The following is a 22,580-nucleotide window of genomic DNA, read 5'->3' as shown; positions in this document are numbered from 1 at the left end:
GAGATCACAAGTGAGAAAGGAGATATTTACATCTCTTTTATGATCGGTATACTGGTATGTACTTGAATGGATAAATTTTAGCCCCCTCCTCGCTTGCGGGGAGGGAGTTGGGGGTGGGGTTCTTGTATTACTTCCCTTTTTGCAGTATTTCTACTAAATCATAAAAAGGTTGCCAATTATCATCTTGGGTAATTTGTTCCCAAACTGACTCAATTACAGGTCTTAATAATGCTGTTTTTGGATTAGTTTCGGTTAAAGTTTTCCCAATTTTATCCATTTGTTCAAGATCAAAATGATTCAGGATTTTATGATAAAGCAAACACCAATTATCAAAAATTACTGATTGTCCCAACGGGGGGATAATTTCTGAACCATTCATTACTAAAGCTGGATCATCTCTCCATTTACTAGAAAAGGTAGCAGCTATATCAGCAAAGAATTGATGATAACCAACTTGACTATCATGTAAAAAGGTAATAGTTAACCGCAAAAATTCATCAGCTTCCTCTAATTGTAAATCTGCAAAACCCAATTTTTTCAACATCAAAGCCCGATATTCGGTTTGATAATATTCAGCAAATTTAGATAAACCAGTATCTAAATCATTTTTGGGAATTATCGCTTTTAACGGTTCTTGCAAAAGTTCTAAATTCAGTTTGCAAATCCCCGGTTGTTGACTGTAACAATAACGTCTATAATAATCGAAATATGCCGCTGTAAATTGCAAATCGTAGGTAGGAATAAAAGCATAGGGTCCATAATCAAAACTTTCCCCGGTAATTGACATATTATCAGTATTCAGCACTGCATGACAAAAACCCGCTGCCATCCATTGGGCTACTAACTCTGCGACCCGTTGCACTAATTCAGCGTAAAATAAAGCATATTTATCATCTTCAGCCTGTAAATGAGGGTAATATTGCTCAATGACATGATCTAAAAGCTTTTGAGTTAAATCAGGTCGTTGGAAATAGTTTAATCGCTCAAAAGTCCCAAATCGAATATGTGATTTACTCATACGTATCATCACAGAGGAACGAGTCGGTGAGGGTTCATCACCACGCCATAGTTGTAAACCTGTTTCAATCATACTTAAACAGCGAGAAGTACCCACACCTAAACGATGAAGTGCTTCAGCGGCAAGAACTTCTCGCACTCCCCCCTTCAGTGTTAACATACCGTCACCACCGCGAGAGTAGGGGGTTCTCCCAGAGCCTTTTGTGCCAAAATCGTATAATTCTCCGTCAATACCCCGTACTTGTCCATAAAGAAAGCCTCTACCGTCACCTAATTGCGGGTTATATTGTCCAAATTGATAACCGTGATAACGTAGTGCTAACAGGGGTTCTCTTTGTTCAAATTTACCAAAAGCGTTAATAAAATCTTCGTCTTTTACGGATTTGGGATCAAGTCCTAACCGGGGTAATAGTGCGTCATTACGCCAACGGAGAGTATGTTGGGGAAATTCCTCGGCTACAACTTGATCGTAATATTCATCACCAAGGGATTCTAAGGCTGGTTCATAGTTGAGGGTCAGCAAAGGATTGGTAGAATAGGTATGATTGGGAGTTTCATCCAGAGTCATTATAATTAGGCTTAATTGATATTTCTTTAATAATAGACAAAAAACGCCTACCATTGGCTGATAAACCCACCCTGAAATTCATTTCAGTGCCAATAAATAAAGTTTACTAGAGTAAACTGGGGATTTTTAGTCATCTTCAGATGACTTTTGCTATGAGACTGGGAATTCATTCTCCGGCTGGCTTCAAGAAATCCAGGCTTTAAGGATTACAATATTCACATAAACTAGGATCAGCAAATTCTTGATTATTAGGAAATAATTGTTGTTGGGTAAAATTGCATTTTTGACATTGAAAAATTACTGCTTTAATTAATGAAGTTGGTTGATGACAAAGTTCACAAGGCAGTCCAGGTATTTTTTGATTAATAATAAAACCAGGAGTATTACATCGCGGACATAAACTATTAATTTTATTAATTAAGTCTTGAGTAGTAAGGGCAATATTTTTCATCCTGGTAGGATTATACATTGCTCTCATATCTGTTTCTATATTAAATTTACAGCTTGTGTTTTTTATAGCAATTTCTACTGAATTGATCAAGTTTTCTTGGCTGGTAATACCTTTAATAAATTCTGTTTTTCCTGTGGATATATTATCAAATGAAATTATTAAACCATGTTCAGGAAAACCAACTTTTTTTCCAAATTCTTCAGCTTCTTCTAAACTAGAGATAGTTTGATGATTAAAATTAGTTTCTATGGAAAATACTTCACCAATAATTTCTAAATCATTTTCTTGATCCAAAAAAATAATTATTTCTCGATTAGCATAAATATAGGGAATTAGGGGATGAGGTGTAAAACTTCCTTCACTAGCTATCGCTATTTTTTGATCATACATTTCCAAGGCTTTTTTAGCTTTTAACCTAGCAGTAATAACTTGTGTATCTGGACGTTTAATTTCTCTAGTAAAAGTTCCAAAAACATCAGTATTTAACCCTTGAGGAACTATCAAATTAATTCCTAAATGTTCTTTCAATAAAGGAGAAATTACTTTTTCTTTATTGTGCATTGTCGCTAAAATAGCCAGGCGATTATTATAAATTGACATAATTTATTCTCCATAATTATCTGCAAATGACCGACTTCTTCAGGTATTATAAATCTGATCGCCAGTGGGGATTTGTCAAACTTGTGAAAATATGATCTTCCCATTTACCATTAATCATTAAATAATCTCTACCATATCCTTCGACTACAAAACCGAGTCTTTTAAGAACATTACCGCTGCGGCTATTATGTGGCATATAATTAGCCATAATGCGGTGTATATTTAATTCTTCAAAAACATAATTAATAGCAATAGAGAGCGCTTCTTTCATGTAACCATAACCTTGGGCTGATTCTGCTAAACTGTATCCTAACTGACAAAATTGAGCAGCATTATAAACAAAGTTGCTAAAATTAGCAGTTCCAATTACTTTTCTGGGCTGGTGCTTGCCATAAATAAATAGTTTTAATGAATAGTTGTTCACAAATTCCCAAAAACTGGTTTCTACTTGATATTCCCAATATTCTTCGGTAAAAAAATTTTCATCCCATTGAGGATAAAATGGCGTAAGATGTTCTTTATTTTCCGTAAAGTATTTAAGTATATAGGGAATATCTTCCATCACCGCCATTCTTAATAATAGGCGATCGCTTCTCAAAATTGGTGGCTCTGATGTCATATACTCAAATTTAAATTTAAATATTCTCAGGCGATTAGAAATCGCTACTACACAACCAAAGTACGCCTACGCGGACTAAGAAAATTCGGGTTTTGTCTGTATAACCGCGATTCATAATCGCTCAGACTGGTTAATTTCAACTAAAAAAAGGATCATTACAGTGGAAATACGCTACAATTGGCAACCGACAGAGATTTTAACAATATATAATACCCCATTTCTAGAGCTAATTTACCAAGCCGCTACAGTGCATCGTCAATATCATAAACCAGAACAAATACAAGTTTGTAAACTTATCTCTATTAAAACTGGTGCTTGCCCAGAAGATTGTGGTTACTGCGCTCAATCTTCCCGCTACAAAACCGAGGTCAAACCCGAAGCACTGCTACAAAAAGCCACAGTGATGAATATTGCGAAAACAGCCAAAGAAAGCGGTGTTAGTCGGGTTTGTATGGGTGCTGCTTGGAGAGAAGTCCGGGATAATTCCCAATTTGAGGAAGTCCTGGATATGGTCAAGGATGTAACCAGCATGGGTTTAGAAGTATGCTGTACCTTGGGAATGCTGACAGAAAACCAAGCCAAGCGTTTAGAAGATGCGGGATTATATGCTTATAACCATAATCTTGACACTTCAGAGGAATACTACAGCACTGTAATTACTACTCGAACTTATAGCGATCGCTTAAATACAATTGCCAATGTTCGCCAAACTAATGTTACCGTATGTTCGGGCGGTATTCTCGGTTTAGGGGAAAATATTAGTGATCGAGTAGGAATGTTACATACTCTCTCCAGTTTACAACCTCACCCCGAATCTGTACCCATCAATATTCTTTCCCAAGTTCCCGGTACACCCTTAGAAAATCAACCCGATGTCCCAATTTGGGATGTAGTGCGGATGATTGCGACTGCTAGAATTATTATGCCTCAATCTGACGTGCGGTTAAGTGCAGGTAGAGCAAGACTTTCCCAAGTAGAACAGGCTTTATGCTTCATGGCTGGTGCAAATTCCATCTTTTCCAGCGATGATCATAAAATGTTGACTGTAACCACTCCCTGTCCCGATTATGACGCAGATCAAGAAATGTTGAATTTACTTGGTTTAGAAATGCGTCCCCCATTTCAAAAGCAGGAAAAAACACCAACTCCAGCGATGATATAACAAAAGTAGGTTGGGTTAAGCGACAGCGCCACCCAACCAATTGACCTAAATTATCTTCTATTTCATTTAGAAAAATTGATATAATCAAAAACAGCCATAAGTCACAGCAAATTTTTAAACATTACATAATATGGATACTGAACAACTGAAAATACAAATTGAAGAACAGAGAAATTTATTACACACCGATAGACTTGATGTATCTTTCGGGGAAATAATGCGTATGTATGAAGATAAAGAAATTGTTATTAAACCTGCATTTCAAAGATATTTTCGTTGGGATGAAGAACAGAGAACACGCTTTATTGAGTCTATACTTTTAGGTATTCCCATTCCTCCAATATTTGTAGCCGAAGATGGGGATGGAGTATGGGAATTAGTTGATGGTCTCCAAAGAATTTCTACTGTACTTTCGTTTTTTGGAGTTTTGAAAAGTGAAGATGAAGGTATTAGAAATAAAAATAATTGGGAGTTGATGAAAGGTGAAAGAGTAGAATCTTTAGAAGGATTCACTTATGAAACAATACCAAATCAATTTCGACTAAACATAAAAAGATCAACTTGCAGAGTTGAAATTCTGAGATGGAATAGTAAATATGATATGCGCTTTGAACTTTTCAATAGATTGAATACAGGTGGTTCTCCTTTAACTACTCAGGAGATTCGGAATTGTATTTATAGAGATATTTCACCCAAGTTTAATGATTTTCTTAAAGAACTTGCAGCTAATCAAGATTTTCGGACATTAATCGCTTTAAGTGATGAGCAATATGAGCAATTATATGATGAAGAATTGGCTTTGAGATTTATTTCTCTTTACAACAATCTCAAAAAAGTCCGCACCAGTATTTCACAACACATGACTAAATTTATGAAAGATGCTTTAGAAAATGAAAGTTTTGATTATGACGGTTACAAAAAAATATTTACTCAAGTATTTGCATTACTTAAACCTTTAGGAAGAAAGATTTTTCGTCAGGATGACGGCAATTTTGCCACTGCCCTTTATGATGTTATTACAATAGGTGTGGCAGAAAATTATGATGATTACAAATCTCAACCATCAGAAGTAATTTTAAATAAAATAGATAAAGAAGTACGTAAAGATACAATTTTAACCAAGTTGTCTAGAAGAGGAGGAAATAATCAAAAAGACAGAATTATCAATCGTCTGACAGAAGCAAAGAGAATATTTGGAAACATCAATAAATAATGACTAATCAGATTACTCTTTTAAAACAAAAAATAATGTCAGACATTGAGGAAAGAAGAGAATTAATGTCACGGTTAAGATTGCTCTATGTCAGATACGGATTTTCACAAAGAGATGAAGAATTATTTCTTTACCACTCAATCCCAATAATTTATTCTATTTGGGAAGGTTTTATTCAAACTGCTTTTAAAACATATGTTCAAGAGTTAAATAAATTAGAACTTAGTATTGATGATGTTTGCAATCCTATTCTCATCTATCAGATCGAATCTACATTTCCGCAATTTAAACAATATCCAGATGCAGATAAATTTCATAAAAAAGTGAATTTTTTCAATAAATTGGGAATGTTTTATAAAACTAATCACTTGGAAATTGATCCCAAGAAGTTCAATACAGAAAGCAATGTTCGTTTTGATGTATTAAATAGAATCTTAAGTGATTTTAATATAGAAAAGATTCCAGAATATCCAGAACCTGGATCTGGTTATTCCTTAGTAAAAGAACTCGATAAATTCCTGCTCGACAAAAGAAATACAATTGCTCATGGGCAAGAAGGCGCTATTCTTGTAACAAGAGAAGACTTAGAAAGAGCAATTAAAGTAGTTGATAAACTTATGGATTTAGTGTTTGAGAGAATTAAAACTGGGTTTATAGAAAAGTCCTATCTCAAATAGTAAATATCTGAAATTATGTATTATAATAAAAGTCTTAAAAGATACAAATAATAAATATTAATAATCTGAAATTTAAAAATGTTACTAAAAGCAATTACACAAATTAATATACTTTAAATATAGACTAAACCCACATAAAGTGGGTTTAATTAGCGTCTAATTTTTGGATTACAGTATCTTAGCGCTGCGTAGACCAAATAGCAAGCCAACAGCTACACCCATAAACACGCCTAAAAAGACAACATATTCAACTACAGCCATTTGTTTTTCTCCACATTAGTTACTTATTTCTATTCAATCATCAATAATTATGAAAGGGAACAGGGAATAGAAAAGAGGTGATCAAATTGGGGTAAAATACCCAGACGAGTGATTATATTAGGGTCAGGGAATGAGTTCTGTAATTAAATCTGTAATTAAAGTAGATATACCAGAAAAATCCTATGATATTACCATTGCACCCGGGAGTTTAAATCAACTAGGTGAACAAATGGCCGGTTTGAAACTAGGTAAGAAAGTATTGCTAGTTTCTAACCCGATCATATTTAAACATTATGGACCAAGAGCGATCGCATCTTTAGAAAATGCCGGTTTTCAAGTTGTTAGCTACAACCTACCCCCTGGAGAACGTTACAAAACCCTCAACTCCATTCAAAAACTCTACGATATCGCCCTGGAAAATCGCCTAGAACGCTCCTCAACCATGGTGGCCTTGGGGGGAGGTGTTATTGGTGATATGACAGGCTTTGCAGCTGCTACATGGCTGAGAGGAATCAACGTTGTGCAAGTCCCTACCAGTCTTCTGGCTATGGTAGATTCAGCTATTGGTGGAAAAACTGGTGTAAATCATCCCCACGGTAAAAATTTGATTGGTGCATTCCATCAACCTAGTTTAGTCTTAATTGACCCAGAAGTGTTAAAAACCCTCCCAGCTAGGGAATTTCGAGCAGGAATGGCAGAGGTGATCAAATATGGGATCATTTGGGATACCGAATTGTTTACTCAATTAGCAGCAAGCAAACACCTTGACCAACTCCGCTATGTAAAATCCGACCTGATAAACAGCATATTAACTCATTCCTGTCAAGCAAAGGCAGATGTGGTCAGCAAAGACGAAAAAGAATCTGGACTGAGGGCGATTTTGAATTATGGTCATACTATCGGTCATGCTGTGGAAAGCTTAACTGAGTATCGTCTGTTAAAACACGGTGAAGCTGTAGGTATTGGTATGGTAGCAGCGGGAGAAATTGCTGTCAAATTAGGACTTTGGCCACAAACAGACACAGAATGTCAAAAGGCCTTAATTAAAAAAGCAGGTTTACCCACCCAAATACCCACAGGTTTAGATGTTGAAGCAATTATTGATGCTTTACAGTTAGATAAAAAAGTTAAATCTGGTAAAGTCCGGTTTGTACTACCTACCCAAATTGGTGCAGTGAAAGTTACTGACGAAGTACCAACGGAAATAATTAGAGAAGTATTGTTAGGAAATAAGGGGTAATGGGTAATGGGTAATGGGTAAATTTTTCCCAATTACCCTGTCACCTATTAAACTGGTATTAAACTGGTAAAGGAGCTAAACCGTCTAATTGACGAGCAGCATTGATACAAACTGGACAATCACAGCCAAATAACTTGATCGCCAGATCACTTTCGGCATCAGAAAATTCTAATTCTTTGGGGTTATTTGTTTGCGCTTGTGCTATTTGGACAGGTTCTTTGGCAACAGAGGGAGGAGTATTACTAACTTGTATACATACCTGTTTTGGAGTTGCAGAATGGGGAGACATGACACAAGATAGATGAGTACCAGTAGTATCAGATACCTGATTAGCATGAGCAGGTCTAGCCATCACCACCATAGATAGCATGGATGTGAACAAGACGGGGCTAGAAATCAAGGTTAAAATAAATCTTTTGTTCATGTACTTTTAAAAATCTTATAATTGAGGGAATAAACCAATTTATCTTTTCCGAGAACTTGGTTATTAATTACTATATCTTAGTTTTGACATTGAATCGCTAAGTTGATAGAATGAGAATAGATGTCTAAAAAATGGACTTAAATATAATAAATATTGTATTTAGCCACGTTTAAAAATATCACTCATCTAAGTTAGAAAATATCAGTATTTTGCCCGGAAAAGCTCAAATCTAAACAATCATTAATTTATTAATATTTAAGTAGTTATCCGTCAACACAATATGAGCATTATATCACTAGTTATAGTTTCTCATAGTCAACAATTAGCACTGGGAGTGCGGGAACTTGCTGTGCAAATGGTTGATGAAAGAGTTCCCATAGCTATTGCAGCAGGAATTGAAGATTCCGAGAATCCGCTGGGTACAGATGTGATGCAGGTATGTCAAGCTATCAATTCTGTCTTTTCAGATCATGGTGTTTTAGTATTGATGGATTTAGGTAGCGCAGTGATGAGTGCAGAAATGGCCTTAGAGTTTCTATCTCCAGAACAACGAGCCAAAGTATATTTATGTTCAGCACCTTTAGTAGAAGGAACTCTAGCGGCGGCTGTTTCGGCCGCTGCTGGTAACAATATTCAGGAAGTTATCGCTGAAGCCCAGGGAGCATTATCAGCGAAAGCTACAATGTTAGGTGTTCAGGATCATCTCAAGCCCCACACTTGTCCTTTAGTGCAGACAGGGAGTGTCAGTGACGAAAATTCTCAGGAAATGAGACTGACTATTAAGAACCGCTTAGGCTTACACGCCCGTCCAGCAGCGCAATTTGTAGCGACTGCATCCCGCTATAAATCCCAAATTCAGGTACAAAATTTAACAAGGGGTACAGCAGCGGTTCGCAGTGATAGTATTAACCAAGTTGCTACTTTAGGGGCGCGTCAAGGCCATGAATTATTAATTACCGCTACTGGTACAGATGCTCAAGCAGCATTAACAGCATTAAAAGCATTAATTGTCAATAATTTTGGAGAAGATGATAGTGTTGTTAAAATGCGAATAGTGACACCCAAGGAAGTTACAGCAGTGACAGAAGGTGAACTACTGGGAATTGCTGCTTCACCAGGAATAGCGATCGCTCCGGTAGTTCACTACGGGTCTGTACCCATTCATATTACGCAATATAATGTAGAGAACGTAGAAATAGAGTGGCATAGATTACAAGCATCTATACAAGTAGCTAAACAAGAAGTTCAAGCGTTATTATCTCATGCTTATTTGCTTGGTGATGCGGAAGCAGCGATTTTTGATGCCCATCTCCTATTTTTAGAAGATCCTGTACTATTAGAATCGGTACGTAAACAGATTTTCGAGAAACATATTAATGCAGAAGCAGCTTGGCAAGCGGTAGTGGATGAAGTAGCAAATTCTTATGATCAACTTGAGGATACTTACTTGCAAGAACGGGTGGCTGATCTAGTAGATATAGGGAAGCGTGTGTTGCGAATCTTACTTGGTAATGCTCCTGCTAACTTGGAAATAACCACACCATCTATAGTTCTGGCTACAGATTTAACTCCCTCCGATACTGCTAGATTAGATCCTACTCAAGTTATAGGTATTTGTACAACTTTAGGTAGTGCGACTTCCCACAGTGCTATTATTGCGCGGACTTTGGGAATTCCCACGGTTTTGGGTGTAGACGCAAAAATATTAAAGGTGGAAAATGGGACTCTAATGGCACTGGACGGGGAAAGTGGTAAAGCTTGGATTAACCCAGCAGCAGGGATTTTAGGCATTTTAGAAGCGAAACGTCAAGCTTGGCAAACCGCCCAGGAGGAAGCGCGAAAACAGGCGCGAAAACCAGCTATTACCCTGGACGGGCGGCGGATTACAGTCTTAGCTAATATAAGTAGTATTGCTGATGCTAAAGTAGCAATTGTCAACGGAGCAGAAGGTGTAGGACTACTAAGAACTGAATTTTTATACTTCAATGGTGATAGTTTACCCGGAGAAGAGGAGCAATTAACAGTATATCAGTCTATTTCCAAAATTCTGGAAAATCGCCCTTTAATTATACGCACCCTTGACGTGGGTGGAGATAAACCACTGGCTTATATGAATACGGGAATGACAGAAGCGAATCCTTTTTTAGGAGTGCGCGGTATTCGCTTCTGTTTGGAAAATCCTCAGTTATTTAAAACTCACTTAAGGGCAATTTTACGCGCTAGTGCTGGGAATAATCTCAAAATTATGTTGCCGATGATTACCAGTCTAGCAGAAGTTAGGGCAGCCAAGGTAATTTTAGCCCAAGTACAGGGAGAATTGCGTCAAGAAGAAATTCCCTTTGATGAAAATATGCAACTGGGAATTATGATTGAGACACCCGCAGCCGTAGCGATTGCTGATCAGTTAGCTAAGGAAGTACAATTTTTTAGTATTGGGACTAATGATTTGAGTCAGTATGTCATGGCCTGTGATCGGAATAATCCCAGAGTAGCAAATTTAGCCGATGCTTTACAACCTGCGGTATTACGCATGATTCAGCAAACCGTACAAGCTGCCCATGCAGCAAATATTTGGGTAGGATTATGTGGAGAAGTGGCCGCAGAGACTTTAATTACACCAATTTTATTAGGTTTGGGTTTAGATGAGTTGAGTGTCAATCCCCAATCAGTAGCAACACTGAAACAAGAGATTACTAAGCTAACTATGACACAAGCACAAGCCATGGCCTTGGTTGCATTAAAACAAGATTCTGCAACCAGTGTCAGAGTTAGCCTCAGTTAGCCTCAGAATTAAATGTCTAGCTTTGCTAGAATTTATATAGCAGTCCTGAATTATGCGTTATGTTGCTATAAAATATTCCTCTGTCCTCTTGGTGTATAACTACCATGACCACCACCTCCGAAAATCCCTTTTCTCCCCAAGAAATTGCCTCAGAAGGCATAAAACCAGAAGAATATACAGAAATCGTCCGTCGTTTAGGTCGTCACCCTAACAAAGCCGAACTGGGTATGTTCGGGGTCATGTGGTCTGAACATTGCTGTTATAAAAATTCCCGTCCCTTACTCAAACAGTTTCCCACCACAGGACCGCGTATTCTCGTTGGACCTGGTGAAAATGCCGGAGTCGTTGATATTGGCGATGGACTACAATTAGCGTTTAAAATAGAATCCCATAACCACCCTTCCGCTGTTGAACCATTTCAAGGTGCTGCTACTGGAGTAGGTGGGATACTAAGAGATATATTTACAATGGGGGCGCGTCCTATTGCTTTATTAAATTCTTTGCGCTTTGGTGACTTGAATGACCCGAAAACTCAAAGATTGTTTACAGGCGTAGTTGCGGGCATAAGTCATTATGGTAACTGTGTTGGTGTTCCCACAGTGGGTGGTGAAGTGTATTTTGACCCCGCTTACTCTGGAAATCCCCTAGTTAACGTCATGGCTCTGGGTTTGATGGAAACGTCGGAAATTGTCAAATCAGGGGCTTCAGGACTGGGAAATCCGGTGCTGTATGTGGGTTCAACCACCGGACGGGACGGTATGGGCGGGGCAAGTTTTGCTAGTGCGGAATTAACCGAGGAGTCCATGGATAATCGTCCTGCGGTGCAAGTGGGAGATCCATTTTTAGAAAAGTCCTTAATTGAAGCTTGTTTAGAAGCATTTAAAACTGGGGCTGTAGTAGCAGCGCAGGATATGGGTGCTGCGGGTATCACTTGTTCAACTTCGGAAATGGCCGCTAAAGGTGGTGTCGGTATTGAATTTGATTTAGATAAAATTCCGGTGCGGGAGTCAGGAATGATACCCTATGAATATCTGCTGTCGGAATCTCAAGAAAGAATGTTATTTGTCGCCGAAAAAGGACGAGAACAGGAATTAATCGCTATTTTCCACCGTTGGGGACTACAAGCGGTAGTTGCAGGTACGGTAATTGCTGAACCCATTGTCAGGATTTGGTTTGAGGGGAAAATTGCCGCCGAAATTACCGCTGAGGCTTTAGCGGAAAATACACCTTTATATGAAAGAGAATTATTGACAGAAGCACCAGAGTATGCTTACAAGGCTTGGCAATGGACAAAAGATAATTTACCCGCTTGTGATGTGACAGGAATTGAAATTGGCAGAAATTGGCAAAGTTGGAATCATATTTTATTGACTTTGTTAGATACTCCTACTATTGCTTCTAAAAGCTGGGTTTATCGCCAATATGATCATCAAGTTCAAAATAACACAGTATTATTACCAGGAGGGGCTGATGCTGCTGTAGTTCGTCTTCGTCCCTTAGTAGAAATTCAAAATCCGAAATCTGAAATCCAAAATCGCAACTTTGCTGTTGCGGCTACGGTAGACTGTAATTCTCGCTATGTCTATCTTGATCCTTATGAAGGAGCTAAGGCAGTAGTAGCAGAAGCTGCCCGGAATCTTAGCTGTGTGGGTGCTGAACCCCTGGCTGTGACGGATAACCTCAATTTTGGTAGTCCAGAAAACCCCATTGGTTATTGGCAATTAGCGTCCGCTTGTCGTGGTTTGAGTGAAGGTTGTCGGGAGTTGGGAACGCCGGTAACTGGGGGGAATGTGTCTCTATATAATGAAACCTTTGACGCGGAGGGAAATCCTCAACCAATTTACCCGACTCCGGTTGTGGGTATGGTGGGTTTAATTGAAGACTTGACTAAAATTTGCGGGCAAGGTTGGCAAAATCCAGGTGATATAATTTATCTGCTTGGTTTACCTATTCAATCGAAAATCCAAAATCTAAAATCTAAAATCGAATTAGGCGCTTCTGAATATTTGGCCACGATTCATCATACAATTGCAGGTAGGCCGCCTAGAGTTGATTTTGAGTTAGAACGGTGTGTACAAAAGGCTTGTCGTCATGGTATTCGCGCCCTTTGGGTAAAATCCGCCCATGATACCGCTGAGGGTGGTTTGGCTGTTGCAATAGCGGAATCTTGTCTTTCTGGGAATTTGGGGGCGGAAATTAATTTCCCAATCACGACAAATCATGATTTACGATTTGATGAAGTCCTATTCGGTGAAGGTGGGTCCAGAATTTTAGTTTCTGTCAGTGACGAAAATCAAGAAATTTGGGAATCTTATTTACAGGAGCATTTGGGGGAATATTGGCAAAAACTCGGTAAAGTAGTTAATTCTGGCAATTTGCAAATTTTAACCGCAGATAACCATAAGTTAGTCCAGGTTAGTATTGAAGATATGCGCGATCGCTATTATGGGGCAATCTCTAAACGTCTGGGAGTTCAGAATAACACCTAGACCAGGGCAAAAATCAAGGTTTGAACATAAAAATTTACAATTCATACTTGATCCTTCACCAATTTAAGGTACTGTTTTAATGGATGGTTAACGATTTGTTAAGAAGCAAAAGGTAATGGGTAATAGTTCTTAATTTTCCCCCTCTCCCCCGCGCTCTTGTGAGTAATTTCCAATCCCCAGTGACTCGACACCCCACCAGGAGTAATACCAGCATGATTCTCGCTAATTCCGTAATTGCGGATGAATACCTCAATAACTCAATCAACAGTCATGAAAATACTAGTGACAAGCCCGAAGAAGCTTGTGGTATTTTTGGCATTTATGCCCCAGAACAAGATGTTGCTAAATTAACATATTTTGGACTATACGCTCTCCAGCATCGGGGTCAAGAATCTGCTGGTATTGCTACATTTGAGGGTTCGCGCGTTCACCAACACAAGGATATGGGACTGGTATCTCAAGTCTTCAATGAGACTATTCTAGAGCAATTACCCGGAAATCTGGCAGTCGGTCATACCCGTTATTCTACTACTGGTTCTAGTCGTAAAGTTAACGCCCAACCGGCTGTGGTGGAAACTCGTTTGGGTTTATTAGCCTTAGCACATAACGGGAATCTAGTCAATACCGTCCAATTGCGTTCCGAACTGGTCAAAGATAAGTTTAACTTAGTCACGACAACGGACTCAGAAATGATTGCTTATGCGATCGCTCAAGAAGTTAATGCTGGTGCAGATTGGGTAACAGCGGCCATGAGTGCCTTCCATCGTTGTCAAGGTGCATTTAGCCTAACTATTGCTACACCCGTAGGTGTGATGGGAGTCCGTGATCCTAACGGGATTCGTCCCTTAGTAATTGGTACTTTAGATAGTAACCCCGTCCGTTACGTTCTCGCTTCCGAAACTTGCGGTTTAGATATTATCGGTGCGGAATATCTGCGTGATGTCGCCCCTGGAGAATTAGTATGGATTACCGAAACTGGCTTAGAATCATTTCAGTGGCATCAACAGTCAGAACGTAAACTTTGTATCTTTGAAATGATTTATTTTGCCCGTCCTGATAGCCTCATGCACAATGAAACTTTATACAGTTATCGAATGCGATTAGGACGGAAAATGGCAGCAGAATCCCCCGTAGAAGCCGATTTAGTATTTGGTGTCCCTGATTCTGGTATACCTGCGGCCATTGGCTTTTCCCAAGCTTCCGGTATAGCCTATGGTGAGGGACTGATTAAAAATCGCTACGTCGGCCGCACCTTTATTCAGCCTACCCAAGCCATGCGAGAATCAGGTATCCGCATGAAACTTAACCCCCTCAAAGATGTGTTATTCGGTAAGCGAGTAGTAATTATTGATGATTCCATTGTTAGGGGAACTACTAGCCGCAAACTAGTCCAGGCTTTACGTGATGCTGGCGCGGCGGAAGTTCACATGAGAATTTCCTCTCCTCCTGTCACACACCCTTGTTTTTATGGTATTGATACTGATACTCAAGATCAATTAATTGCTGCCACAAAATCAGTAGCGGAAATAGCCAAACAATTACAAGTTGATAGTCTGGCTTATTTGAGTTGGGAAGGAATGTTAGAAACCACCAGAGAAGATACTAATAGTTTTTGTTCTGCTTGTTTTACTGGTAATTATCCCGTTGCTATTCCTGAACAAGTAAAGCGTTCTAAATTGATTTTGGAAAAGGTTGTAGTTTAGAAAATTGGGTTTGAAACTGTAACTTAAATTCTAGCCAGTGTGGTGCGGGCATCTTGCCCGCCAATGGTGTACCTTACTCAAGCCGAACGTGCTGTAATTGATAATTAACAAGTCAATGCGATAAAAAAATCAAACGGAGAGGGGGAGATTCGAACTCCCGGAAGCTCTCACTTCACCTGATTTCAAGTCAGGCGCAATCGACCACTCTGCCACCTCTCCAGATTATTTGCCAGAATTGTTGAAAATCAAAACTGACAAATAGAATCATAACATATAATTACAGAATTGGCAGCGATCAAACCAAAGAATTATAAAAAATTTCCTCAGCCGCCACCTGGTAGTCCTTACCCACCCAAACGAGAGCAACTTTTGTCACCATACCCCCATCTAAAAAGACCAGGGAGAAATTCCGTAATTTTACGCCGTTTTCCTGGACAATTCTGGGGACATTAGCAGCATTTAAGTAAATAGTCCCTTCTGGGCTTTTAAATACAGCTTTCCTTTCTAGTTTCTTAGTATGGCGCAAAGTCCGGTGCATATGACCAAAAGCAACTAAAGAAACTGTTTTGTTCATGTTGAGAGTTTGAGAAATGGCCGCCGCTAAATCAGGATCACCAAAATCACCGCCAATGGGATGCCAATCTTTGCCACAAGGGTCCTCAGCGCGATCGCCTAAACCACTAGGTCCATTGTGTCCTAAAAAAATAATATTGTCGCAAGTAGTATTTTTAACTACATTGACAATTTTATCTGCGGAATCATCTAAACTCGAAACACCATAACGTTCTTGACAGATTTCCGCAAATCTCCATTCAGGTCCACCCCACGTAAAAGGACGACCACCCACCACAGTTAAATTCCACTGCGGGAAATCCAACTTACTATAACCGACTTGGACAGCCCCTAATAAATCTAGCTGTTTCTGTACCCAGTCTTCCTTGGTGCGGTCATAAGGACATTTTTTGCGTCCCCATTCGGTGGCCGAGTACCATGCGTCATGGTTGCCCATTACCGCTGCTTTGGGAATATCTAGGGAAGCGATCGTTTTTACCACTTCTACTGATTCATTCCCGAAATCGCCGACAAACAGCACTAAGTCCACACCAAGATGTTTAAGTGCCATACCATCTTCCACGTCCCATTGGTCGTGAATATCCCCAACTACAGCAATTTTCACAGGTTTTGATTGAGTTTTCTGACTGGTCATGCCACTTTAAAAAGCCGTATATCTCCAGGATAGGAAACTCCAAGGAATTTGGGCATAAATTGCTAATATCAATCATCCCCTATTTTTGGTAAAAACTACTATAATTTAATCCACAAGGTCATCTCATTCTCTAAAACAGCAGTTTTTAATTGTGTTTACAACTACACTTACTCAACCGAAATCAGATAATCTACCATTAGATTTATTTACTGCCATTGAGGATCTCAAAACAGAACTGAATGCGGTAATATTAGCCCACTACTACCAAGACCCTGATATTCAAGACATTGCCGACTTTATTGGTGACTCCTTGCAATTAGCCAAAGCTGCGGCAAATACTAAAGCAGATGTAATTGTTTTTACTGGTGTTCACTTCATGGCGGAAACCGCCAAAATCCTCAACCCGGATAAATTGGTACTATTACCAGATATCAATGCAGGTTGTTCTTTAGCAGATAGTTGTCCTCCTCAAGAGTTTGCAGCTTTCAAAGCCGCACACCCTGACCATTTAGTTATTTCCTATATTAACTGCTCGGCTGAAATCAAAGCCATGAGCGATATTATCTGCACCAGTTCCAACGCTGTGAAAATTGTCCAGCAAATACCCCCTCAACAGCCAATTATTTTTGCCCCAGATCGGAACTTAGGACGGTATGTAATCGAACAAACCGGACGGGAAATGCTCCTATGGCAAGGTAGTTGTATTGTTCATGAAACTTTTTCGGAAAAGAAAATAGTGGAGTTGAAAATTACACATCCTCAAGCGGAAGCGATCGCTCACCCCGAATGTGAAACCAGCGTCTTACGTCACGCCAGCTTTATTGGCTCTACAGCTGCCTTACTCAATTATTGTCAAACCAGCCCTAGCCAGGAATTTATCGTGGCTACAGAGCCAGGAATCATTCACCAGATGCAAAAACTAGCACCTGAGAAAAACTTCATTCCCGCACCTCCACAGAATGATTGTAACTGTAACGAATGTCCATTTATGCGGTTAAATACCTTAGAAAAACTGTATTTAGCCATGAAAAATCGCACACCAGAAATTACCATGTCAGAAGAAATCCGCCTAGCTGCGTTGCGACCCATGCGACGGATGTTAGAAATGAGTAAATAGTGGAAATTTCAGAAATCAGAAATCAGAAATCTGAACCTGCTCACAATTCACTTTTCTCAGCTTTTTTCTGGGCAACCTGACTAAACTTCTTGTATAATTTAGTTCTAATTTGTGCTTCTTGATAGCGGCTGTGGCTAGGTGAAACCTGACTCATTAAATCAGAAGCCCGTTGCCAAGTAGCAGCCAACTCCAACCACTGAGTTGAGGTGATAGCTGTTCTACTAGCAACACTAGCCCGGTTAGCCAGTCGTACAGAAGCGGCAAATGGATCATCAAATGGTGTCGAAAGACTTTGGCTAGACGATCTTTGATTTGCTGTTTGCGAAGATTGAGAACCTATGAATATTAACAAACTTTTTAGTGTATTACCTAAGCGAAAATCCAACCAAGCCAGTAAAATTAGTGAACATAAACCAGAAACAGCTATTACCCCAGTGTTGACTGAAATTTTCCCTTGATCCCGATTCTTGAGTAAAGATTGCGGTTGAGCTAAAATAGGTTTTCTGGATTTGGCATCAGTTTCCCTTAGATCTCGAATTAGCCGCTTCCAGAAATTTGGTTGGGACAATATAACTTCCTGTGACCATAGAAATTGATGATCGGCATCATCGTGAATTTCCTTTAACCATAGTAATTGTTCTTCTCGTACAATTCGACTATTGATATAGACTCGACGAATGTGACGCGGTGCAATTGACTCCAAAATTTGTTGGATTTTTGGAACCAAGGTACATTGCTCAAGTTGCTCCACCGTAGCCGCTTCACACAAAATTTGCAACACACCAGCCGCGAAAATCGCCCTAGTTCTCACACCAGATATAATTAGCCTTTCATTCAAGACTTGAATAATCGCTGCAACGCTTCCTTGGTGAGCTTGCCAAGCGATATCATTTATCCGATCTACCATTTGATATTTAGTGATAGTTCTCACACCCTGACCTGTGAAATAACATAACCCAAGTTGCTAGTTATGTAAATTTAGGCTGGTGATTGGTAATTGGTAGAAATTCTTACCTCTTGCCCTTGCCCCTTGCCTTTTTTCTCAACCAGCAACTTACGTTAATATACATTTAATTTGCATAGATCAATTATATGGAAGTCTTGTAGAATACGCATCTTCACCACTCTAATTCCCCAATGAACCTGAATTGTTAATTTGGGCAACCCTATATTCTGTTTGCTCAAGTGCGAATTGCCACACTTGATATCCGGCTGGAGATAAATGCAATCCGTCTGTACTTAATTCAGGAAGCAAGTTGCCATCAACATCCGTAAACAAATGGTGAATATTCAGATAATTAACTCCTTGCTGTTTGGCAATTACAGCTAGTTGGGCGTTAATGTAACGAATCCGACTGTTAGCAATTTTCCCAGATCGCACAGGTAAAATAGATTGCATAATAATCTGACTTGTGGGATGACTCTGACGTAAACTGTGGATAATTCGCTGGGAATTGAGCAAAATTGACTTGTTACTAGCACCCTTACGTAAATCGTTAATCCCAATCATTAAGTAAATCACATCTGGTCTGGTTGTGGAAAATGCCGACAATCTTTGAAAAACACCCTGGGAAGTATCTCCAGATATGCCCTGATTTAGCCATAATTTACCCACAGGCAGGTTTTCTTTCGGAAACCACAAACTCAAAGAATCACCTACCAAGATACTCAAACGATTTGTACCTTGACCTTGACTAATGGCCTTAGCTTCCATGGTTAATAAGCTTTTCCAGTCTTGATAAGTTGGTTTAGATGTTTTGTCTAACTGCCAGGATGATTCTAAATTGTCATCATTATCCGTGCGCGTATAAATTTGACCAATTCTCAGTGAGGCTAGTCTTTGCTGGTAAAGTTTACGACCAGAGATATGTGGCTTTGTTTTACTTTTTTGGCTATTAAAGTTGAATGATGATTTAACTGGATTTAATAACCTATATTGTCTAAATTTTGACGACTTTTTATGAGGCGAAAAAGTTTGTTTGCTAAATTCTGGTAATGATGTATTAATCCCGGAGATACTTTTTCCACCTGCTGAAGAAGGTTCAGTTTGACTGCTAAATTCAGGTACAGCAATTTCCCGGAGGGAGATTTTTCTGCTGTTGTCAGACTGGAAACCCGGCGCTAAATCCAACAAAGATGGAGAATTTTTCCCAGGATTAGGTATCTGTGGAAGCACTGGTGTTGGTATTACTAATCCTGTTAATAAGCTTGCGGCCAAGAGATAAGATCCACTCATAGTTGTTTTCTTCCTTGTAGGTATTCACTACTTTTTCTTATGACGGCCTTAGTTAGGTGAATTCAGGAAGATTTCGAGCATTGTACTATTTGACGATATTTAGCGTTATTCAGCAATGTCATGGACTTAGATTAACCTGGCTATCAGCTATACCCCAATGTCAGCATTAAAAAATACCCAGTTTTTAGAGTCGGGAGTCTGAAATCTTGACTACATAATCTTTCCTGCCTTTTGTCTGTTCATCTTTCACCATTGTTTTCACATGAATTTTAGTCAAAACCACAATCTCATACTTTTGATAGATGACAATTATGAGTTGTTTGTGCTGTTTATTTTTAATAAAAATTAATAAATTATTTTCTATGTATAAATACATATCAATAAAAATTTCTAAGAAAAGCTAAAAGGTGTAATTTACAAGGGTTACATGACATATTATTTATATATATTTATATATAATTTATACTTTGATTATTTTAAGTAAAAATATTTAACTTTTTTGTGTTATGCAAAAAACATAGTTTTGTATGGCAAAATAAGTAAATCGTGGAAATGCTTGCTATAGAATGGTTATACCCGTCGTCAAAAAGTTATATTTGCAGAATTACCGGGTCTGCTTGCCACTTATAGTCTGGATTAGATATATGAACATCTATCAAAACAAAAGCATATCAGTTCTAGAGGTGTAGAATAACTGCGCGAAAAGTGCTAGGATGTATGCGAAGTTATTAATGTTTCCTTTTATTCCGTGGCTAGAGCTAGTACAGCAATCGGTGTTAGTCCCATCATTAAGGAGATTGTGCAAAAACAGGCACATTCAACTCGCTTAACCTTGAAAGAGGTTATTCTCATGGGAATGTTGGCAATTGATAAGTTAGACGCCCAACAGCGTCAAGAGTTAGCAGATCAAGTTCATCAAATGCAGGTTAATGGTGAAATCTAAAACTGCTGGTCAGAGTCTATAATTCCAAGTCTCAAGCCTCCAGTTCATAATCTAGAATTAATGGCAAGAGTAGCAGTACAATAAACCACGTCTCTACTCTTGACCGGAATAATAGCAAACTCCCATTAAGTAATTCTCATTTACAGGATATTTGATTCAAATGGGGTACAAACCGGAATAATCAAACTCCTGTGGTGCGGGCATCTTGCCCGCTAAATATGTATCTCATCTTCTCGAAAACTGCTGTATTTGAAAACCTAACCAGCGGTATTGCTAATCTTTAGCAATCACCTCCGCTGTGTTTAAAAAAGTGAAGATATCTAGTTTTAGATATTCTTCATCTGTCACAAATTTAATCAAGCTTAAACATTTTCCGGTGTTATGCTAGAAAATTTAAAAAAAAATAACTTAAAAAAATAACTTAAAAAAATAACTTAAAAAAATAACTTAAAAAAATAAAAATTCAAAATAATGCCATTACCGCAGCCGGAGAACCAGAACCTCCTCTTAACCTGAGAATACCAATGATTAAGGTAATATCTTGAGGTGGTAACTGATCTAAATTCGTAAGATTTTCCAGGACAATTAGTCCTCGCTCTAACAGCAAACGATTTATAGTAAAACTGGTATCCTGCCCAGAGTCTACACTGTGAGTATCAATACCGACTCCAGCTATTTTTCTATGTTTAATTAAAAACTCAGTTGCCTGATAGCTAAAACCGGGAAAGTGCATTTTTCCGGCTGTGTCCTGTCCAAAGAACGCCTGGTGATTTAACCATTTTTCTTGCCAACCAGTATATAGTATCACTAAACTACCCACAGGAATTTCCCCAAACTCATTTTCCCAAGTTTGGATGTCACCAATTGTCAAAACATAATCGGAATTGACTGCGGCTTGTCTGCAAATATTAATAACTATAGCAGGTAATATTAATGATGCTGCTGGGTATTTGTCAACACTTGCACCATTACCATCAAAACTATTGGGGGCATTAATATGAGTGGCGCTATGTTCTCCTAAAGAAAAGCGTCGCAGGTAATAACCATCGTTTTCAATTTCTGCAACACTGGTAAATTCTACCGGAGGATCACCTGTCCATTTGGGTATATCTGTATCAATTAGATGACTGAGATGGATAACACGAGAGTAATTTATATTACTTGATTGTCGGGGATTTTGGATAGTCACAGGATTTATTCGTAAGTTGAGGAAATTTTAACAAATAATTCCCAAAATACACACATTAATAGGATATCAGGTATTTGATTTTACCAATTTTGGGGAAGGGGAAAGTGTAAAGTTTTATCAAATATCACGTAAATTATCTTGATTGAATTGGGGGAATAAAAGAACGGATACTTCAAAGCCATCCTATACCTTATCTGCAAAAAAGTATGAGCAAAGTTACCTCAAAAAAATACAGATCATGGAAACATATTCCTTTAGCATTACAGATTGTAATTTCTATCGTCTTTGCAGTTAGCCTGGGGACTTTGCTAAGTGGTCAAGCAGCAAATAATCCTGATTTAATCAATCATCTAGCTACTCCCTGTAACTTAATACTCAAGGCTCTGCGGGCATTAGCAACACCACTAATTATGTTGGCGGTACTTCACTCATTTCTAACTGCTGATATTCCAGGTAAATCTGGTCGCCGTTTAGCAACACAGACCAGTCTCCCGTTTCAGGATCGGCTTCCAGCACAACACGCCATTTCATTATGCTTTCTCCTTTGCGGTGGTAATTTAATTTTAGGATAGCGATCTATTGAGAGAGAAAGTAAGGAAAGGGCGATTACATTAAGGGACTTTTGGAGGTGATCGCTTGCTGGAAGAGAAAGAATAGGAACTTCGCGGACTATTTCCCGAAA

The 22,580-nt window shown here is 38.7% G+C and carries 19 protein-coding genes and 1 tRNA gene; 10 read left to right on the top strand and 10 right to left on the bottom strand.

Annotated elements, in window-relative coordinates:
• Positions 1 to 127: 127 nt before the first annotated feature.
• The 3 genes from H6F62_RS01845 to H6F62_RS01835 all read right to left on the bottom strand — a co-directional run bounded on the left by H6F62_RS01845 (position 128) and on the right by H6F62_RS01835 (position 3,255).
• Positions 128 to 1,585 (bottom strand): YdiU family protein, encoded by a 1,458-nt coding sequence (locus H6F62_RS01845; RefSeq protein WP_190371181.1) that lies wholly within the window; start codon positions 1,583 to 1,585, stop codon positions 128 to 130.
• Between the two features lie 199 nt (positions 1,586 to 1,784).
• Positions 1,785 to 2,636, bottom strand: a complete 852-nt coding sequence (locus H6F62_RS01840; protein WP_137906761.1) for a DUF6671 family protein — start codon at positions 2,634 to 2,636, stop codon at positions 1,785 to 1,787.
• A 46-nt stretch (positions 2,637 to 2,682) separates the two neighbouring features.
• Positions 2,683 to 3,255 (bottom strand): GNAT family N-acetyltransferase, encoded by a 573-nt coding sequence (locus tag H6F62_RS01835; protein ID WP_137906760.1) that lies wholly within the window; start codon positions 3,253 to 3,255, stop codon positions 2,683 to 2,685.
• A gap of 160 nt (positions 3,256 to 3,415) precedes the next feature.
• Between H6F62_RS01835 and bioB the strand changes: the two genes are divergently transcribed.
• The 3 genes from bioB (at position 3,416) to H6F62_RS01820 (ending at position 6,307) form a co-directional block, all read left to right on the top strand.
• Positions 3,416 to 4,417, top strand: a complete 1,002-nt coding sequence (gene bioB, locus H6F62_RS01830) for a biotin synthase BioB (protein ID WP_190371180.1) — start codon at positions 3,416 to 3,418, stop codon at positions 4,415 to 4,417.
• Between the two features lie 130 nt (positions 4,418 to 4,547).
• A complete protein-coding gene (locus H6F62_RS01825; protein WP_190371179.1) occupies positions 4,548 to 5,630 on the top strand; it encodes a DUF262 domain-containing protein in 1,083 nt (360 codons plus the stop codon).
• Positions 5,630 to 6,307 carry an MAE_28990/MAE_18760 family HEPN-like nuclease gene (locus tag H6F62_RS01820; protein WP_190371178.1) on the top strand — a complete coding sequence of 226 codons (678 nt, stop codon included), beginning with the start codon at positions 5,630 to 5,632 and terminating at the stop codon, positions 6,305 to 6,307. The genes H6F62_RS01825 and H6F62_RS01820 overlap by 1 nt, the downstream gene beginning before the upstream one ends.
• A gap of 168 nt (positions 6,308 to 6,475) precedes the next feature.
• On the opposite strand, the gene petL is transcribed toward H6F62_RS01820, so the two are convergent.
• Complete coding sequence (petL, locus tag H6F62_RS01815) at positions 6,476 to 6,568, bottom strand: cytochrome b6-f complex subunit PetL (RefSeq protein WP_168359855.1); 93 nt, start codon at positions 6,566 to 6,568, stop codon at positions 6,476 to 6,478.
• Positions 6,569 to 6,710: 142 nt separating this feature from the next.
• Between petL and aroB the strand changes: the two genes are divergently transcribed.
• Positions 6,711 to 7,808: a 3-dehydroquinate synthase gene (gene aroB / locus H6F62_RS01810; RefSeq protein WP_137906785.1), complete on the top strand. Its 1,098-nt coding sequence runs from the start codon at positions 6,711 to 6,713 to the stop codon at positions 7,806 to 7,808.
• A gap of 58 nt (positions 7,809 to 7,866) precedes the next feature.
• On the opposite strand, the gene H6F62_RS01805 is transcribed toward aroB, so the two are convergent.
• Complete coding sequence (locus H6F62_RS01805; protein WP_137906755.1) at positions 7,867 to 8,232, bottom strand: hypothetical protein; 366 nt, start codon at positions 8,230 to 8,232, stop codon at positions 7,867 to 7,869.
• A 280-nt stretch (positions 8,233 to 8,512) separates the two neighbouring features.
• Between H6F62_RS01805 and ptsP the strand changes: the two genes are divergently transcribed.
• The 3 genes from ptsP (at position 8,513) to purF (ending at position 15,206) form a co-directional block, all read left to right on the top strand.
• Complete coding sequence (gene ptsP, locus H6F62_RS01800) at positions 8,513 to 11,014, top strand: phosphoenolpyruvate--protein phosphotransferase (protein ID WP_199306383.1); 2,502 nt, start codon at positions 8,513 to 8,515, stop codon at positions 11,012 to 11,014.
• 104 nt (positions 11,015 to 11,118) lie between these two features.
• The gene (purL, locus tag H6F62_RS01795) at positions 11,119 to 13,503 is read left to right on the top strand and encodes a phosphoribosylformylglycinamidine synthase subunit PurL (RefSeq protein ID WP_190371177.1); all 2,385 of its coding nucleotides are present in this window, start codon (positions 11,119 to 11,121) and stop codon (positions 13,501 to 13,503) included.
• Between the two features lie 212 nt (positions 13,504 to 13,715).
• Positions 13,716 to 15,206 carry an amidophosphoribosyltransferase gene (purF, locus tag H6F62_RS01790; protein ID WP_190371176.1) on the top strand — a complete coding sequence of 497 codons (1,491 nt, stop codon included), beginning with the start codon at positions 13,716 to 13,718 and terminating at the stop codon, positions 15,204 to 15,206.
• A gap of 134 nt (positions 15,207 to 15,340) precedes the next feature.
• Here purF and H6F62_RS01785 read toward each other — a convergent pair.
• A tRNA-Ser gene (locus H6F62_RS01785) sits at positions 15,341 to 15,425 on the bottom strand.
• A gap of 76 nt (positions 15,426 to 15,501) precedes the next feature.
• Positions 15,502 to 16,413: a TIGR04168 family protein gene (locus H6F62_RS01780; RefSeq protein ID WP_137906751.1), complete on the bottom strand. Its 912-nt coding sequence runs from the start codon at positions 16,411 to 16,413 to the stop codon at positions 15,502 to 15,504.
• Between the two features lie 151 nt (positions 16,414 to 16,564).
• Between H6F62_RS01780 and nadA the strand changes: the two genes are divergently transcribed.
• On the top strand, positions 16,565 to 17,530 hold the full coding sequence (gene nadA / locus H6F62_RS01775; RefSeq protein WP_190371175.1) for a quinolinate synthase NadA: 966 nt from the start codon (positions 16,565 to 16,567) through the stop codon (positions 17,528 to 17,530).
• Positions 17,531 to 17,570: 40 nt separating this feature from the next.
• Here nadA and H6F62_RS01770 read toward each other — a convergent pair whose 3' ends face one another.
• Both H6F62_RS01770 and H6F62_RS01765 read right to left on the bottom strand, forming a co-directional pair.
• The gene (locus H6F62_RS01770) at positions 17,571 to 18,437 is read right to left on the bottom strand and encodes a hypothetical protein (protein WP_190371199.1); all 867 of its coding nucleotides are present in this window, start codon (positions 18,435 to 18,437) and stop codon (positions 17,571 to 17,573) included.
• Between the two features lie 219 nt (positions 18,438 to 18,656).
• Positions 18,657 to 19,766 carry an SGNH/GDSL hydrolase family protein gene (locus H6F62_RS01765; protein ID WP_137906749.1) on the bottom strand — a complete coding sequence of 370 codons (1,110 nt, stop codon included), beginning with the start codon at positions 19,764 to 19,766 and terminating at the stop codon, positions 18,657 to 18,659.
• Between the two features lie 748 nt (positions 19,767 to 20,514).
• Between H6F62_RS01765 and H6F62_RS01760 the strand changes: the two genes are divergently transcribed.
• A complete protein-coding gene (locus tag H6F62_RS01760; RefSeq protein WP_028083365.1) occupies positions 20,515 to 20,709 on the top strand; it encodes a hypothetical protein in 195 nt (64 codons plus the stop codon).
• A 463-nt stretch (positions 20,710 to 21,172) separates the two neighbouring features.
• Here the strand turns inward: H6F62_RS01760 and H6F62_RS01755 are convergent, their stop codons facing one another.
• Positions 21,173 to 21,898, bottom strand: coding sequence for a cyclase family protein (locus H6F62_RS01755; RefSeq protein ID WP_347238690.1), 726 nt, complete (start codon positions 21,896 to 21,898; stop codon positions 21,173 to 21,175).
• A gap of 206 nt (positions 21,899 to 22,104) precedes the next feature.
• Between H6F62_RS01755 and H6F62_RS01750 the strand changes: the two genes are divergently transcribed.
• Entirely contained in the window at positions 22,105 to 22,470 is a 366-nt protein-coding gene (locus H6F62_RS01750) for a hypothetical protein (RefSeq protein WP_190371174.1), read from the top strand.
• The last annotated feature ends 110 nt before the right edge of the window (positions 22,471 to 22,580 follow it).

The sequence above is a fragment of the Anabaena sp. FACHB-1391 genome (assembly GCF_014696755.1).
Lineage (GTDB): Bacteria > Cyanobacteriota > Cyanobacteriia > Cyanobacteriales > Nostocaceae > Dolichospermum > Dolichospermum planctonicum.
This window is presented reverse-complemented; position numbering and strand designations above follow the sequence as displayed.

Coding starts and splice junctions, on each gene's coding strand:
- H6F62_RS01845 (WP_190371181.1), bottom strand. CDS start 1,585: ATGACTCTGGATGAAACTCCCAATCATACCTATTCTACCAATCCTTTG.
- H6F62_RS01840 (WP_137906761.1), bottom strand. CDS start 2,636: ATGTCAATTTATAATAATCGCCTGGCTATTTTAGCGACAATGCACAAT.
- H6F62_RS01835 (WP_137906760.1), bottom strand. CDS start 3,255: ATGACATCAGAGCCACCAATTTTGAGAAGCGATCGCCTATTATTAAGA.
- H6F62_RS01825 (WP_190371179.1), top strand. CDS start 4,548: ATGGATACTGAACAACTGAAAATACAAATTGAAGAACAGAGAAATTTA.
- H6F62_RS01820 (WP_190371178.1), top strand. CDS start 5,630: ATGACTAATCAGATTACTCTTTTAAAACAAAAAATAATGTCAGACATT.
- petL (WP_168359855.1), bottom strand. CDS start 6,568: ATGGCTGTAGTTGAATATGTTGTCTTTTTAGGCGTGTTTATGGGTGTA.
- H6F62_RS01805 (WP_137906755.1), bottom strand. CDS start 8,232: ATGAACAAAAGATTTATTTTAACCTTGATTTCTAGCCCCGTCTTGTTC.
- ptsP (WP_199306383.1), top strand. CDS start 8,513: ATGAGCATTATATCACTAGTTATAGTTTCTCATAGTCAACAATTAGCA.
- purL (WP_190371177.1), top strand. CDS start 11,119: ATGACCACCACCTCCGAAAATCCCTTTTCTCCCCAAGAAATTGCCTCA.
- purF (WP_190371176.1), top strand. CDS start 13,716: ATGATTCTCGCTAATTCCGTAATTGCGGATGAATACCTCAATAACTCA.
- H6F62_RS01780 (WP_137906751.1), bottom strand. CDS start 16,413: ATGACCAGTCAGAAAACTCAATCAAAACCTGTGAAAATTGCTGTAGTT.
- H6F62_RS01770 (WP_190371199.1), bottom strand. CDS start 18,437: ATGGTAGATCGGATAAATGATATCGCTTGGCAAGCTCACCAAGGAAGC.
- H6F62_RS01765 (WP_137906749.1), bottom strand. CDS start 19,766: ATGAGTGGATCTTATCTCTTGGCCGCAAGCTTATTAACAGGATTAGTA.
- H6F62_RS01750 (WP_190371174.1), top strand. CDS start 22,105: ATGAGCAAAGTTACCTCAAAAAAATACAGATCATGGAAACATATTCCT.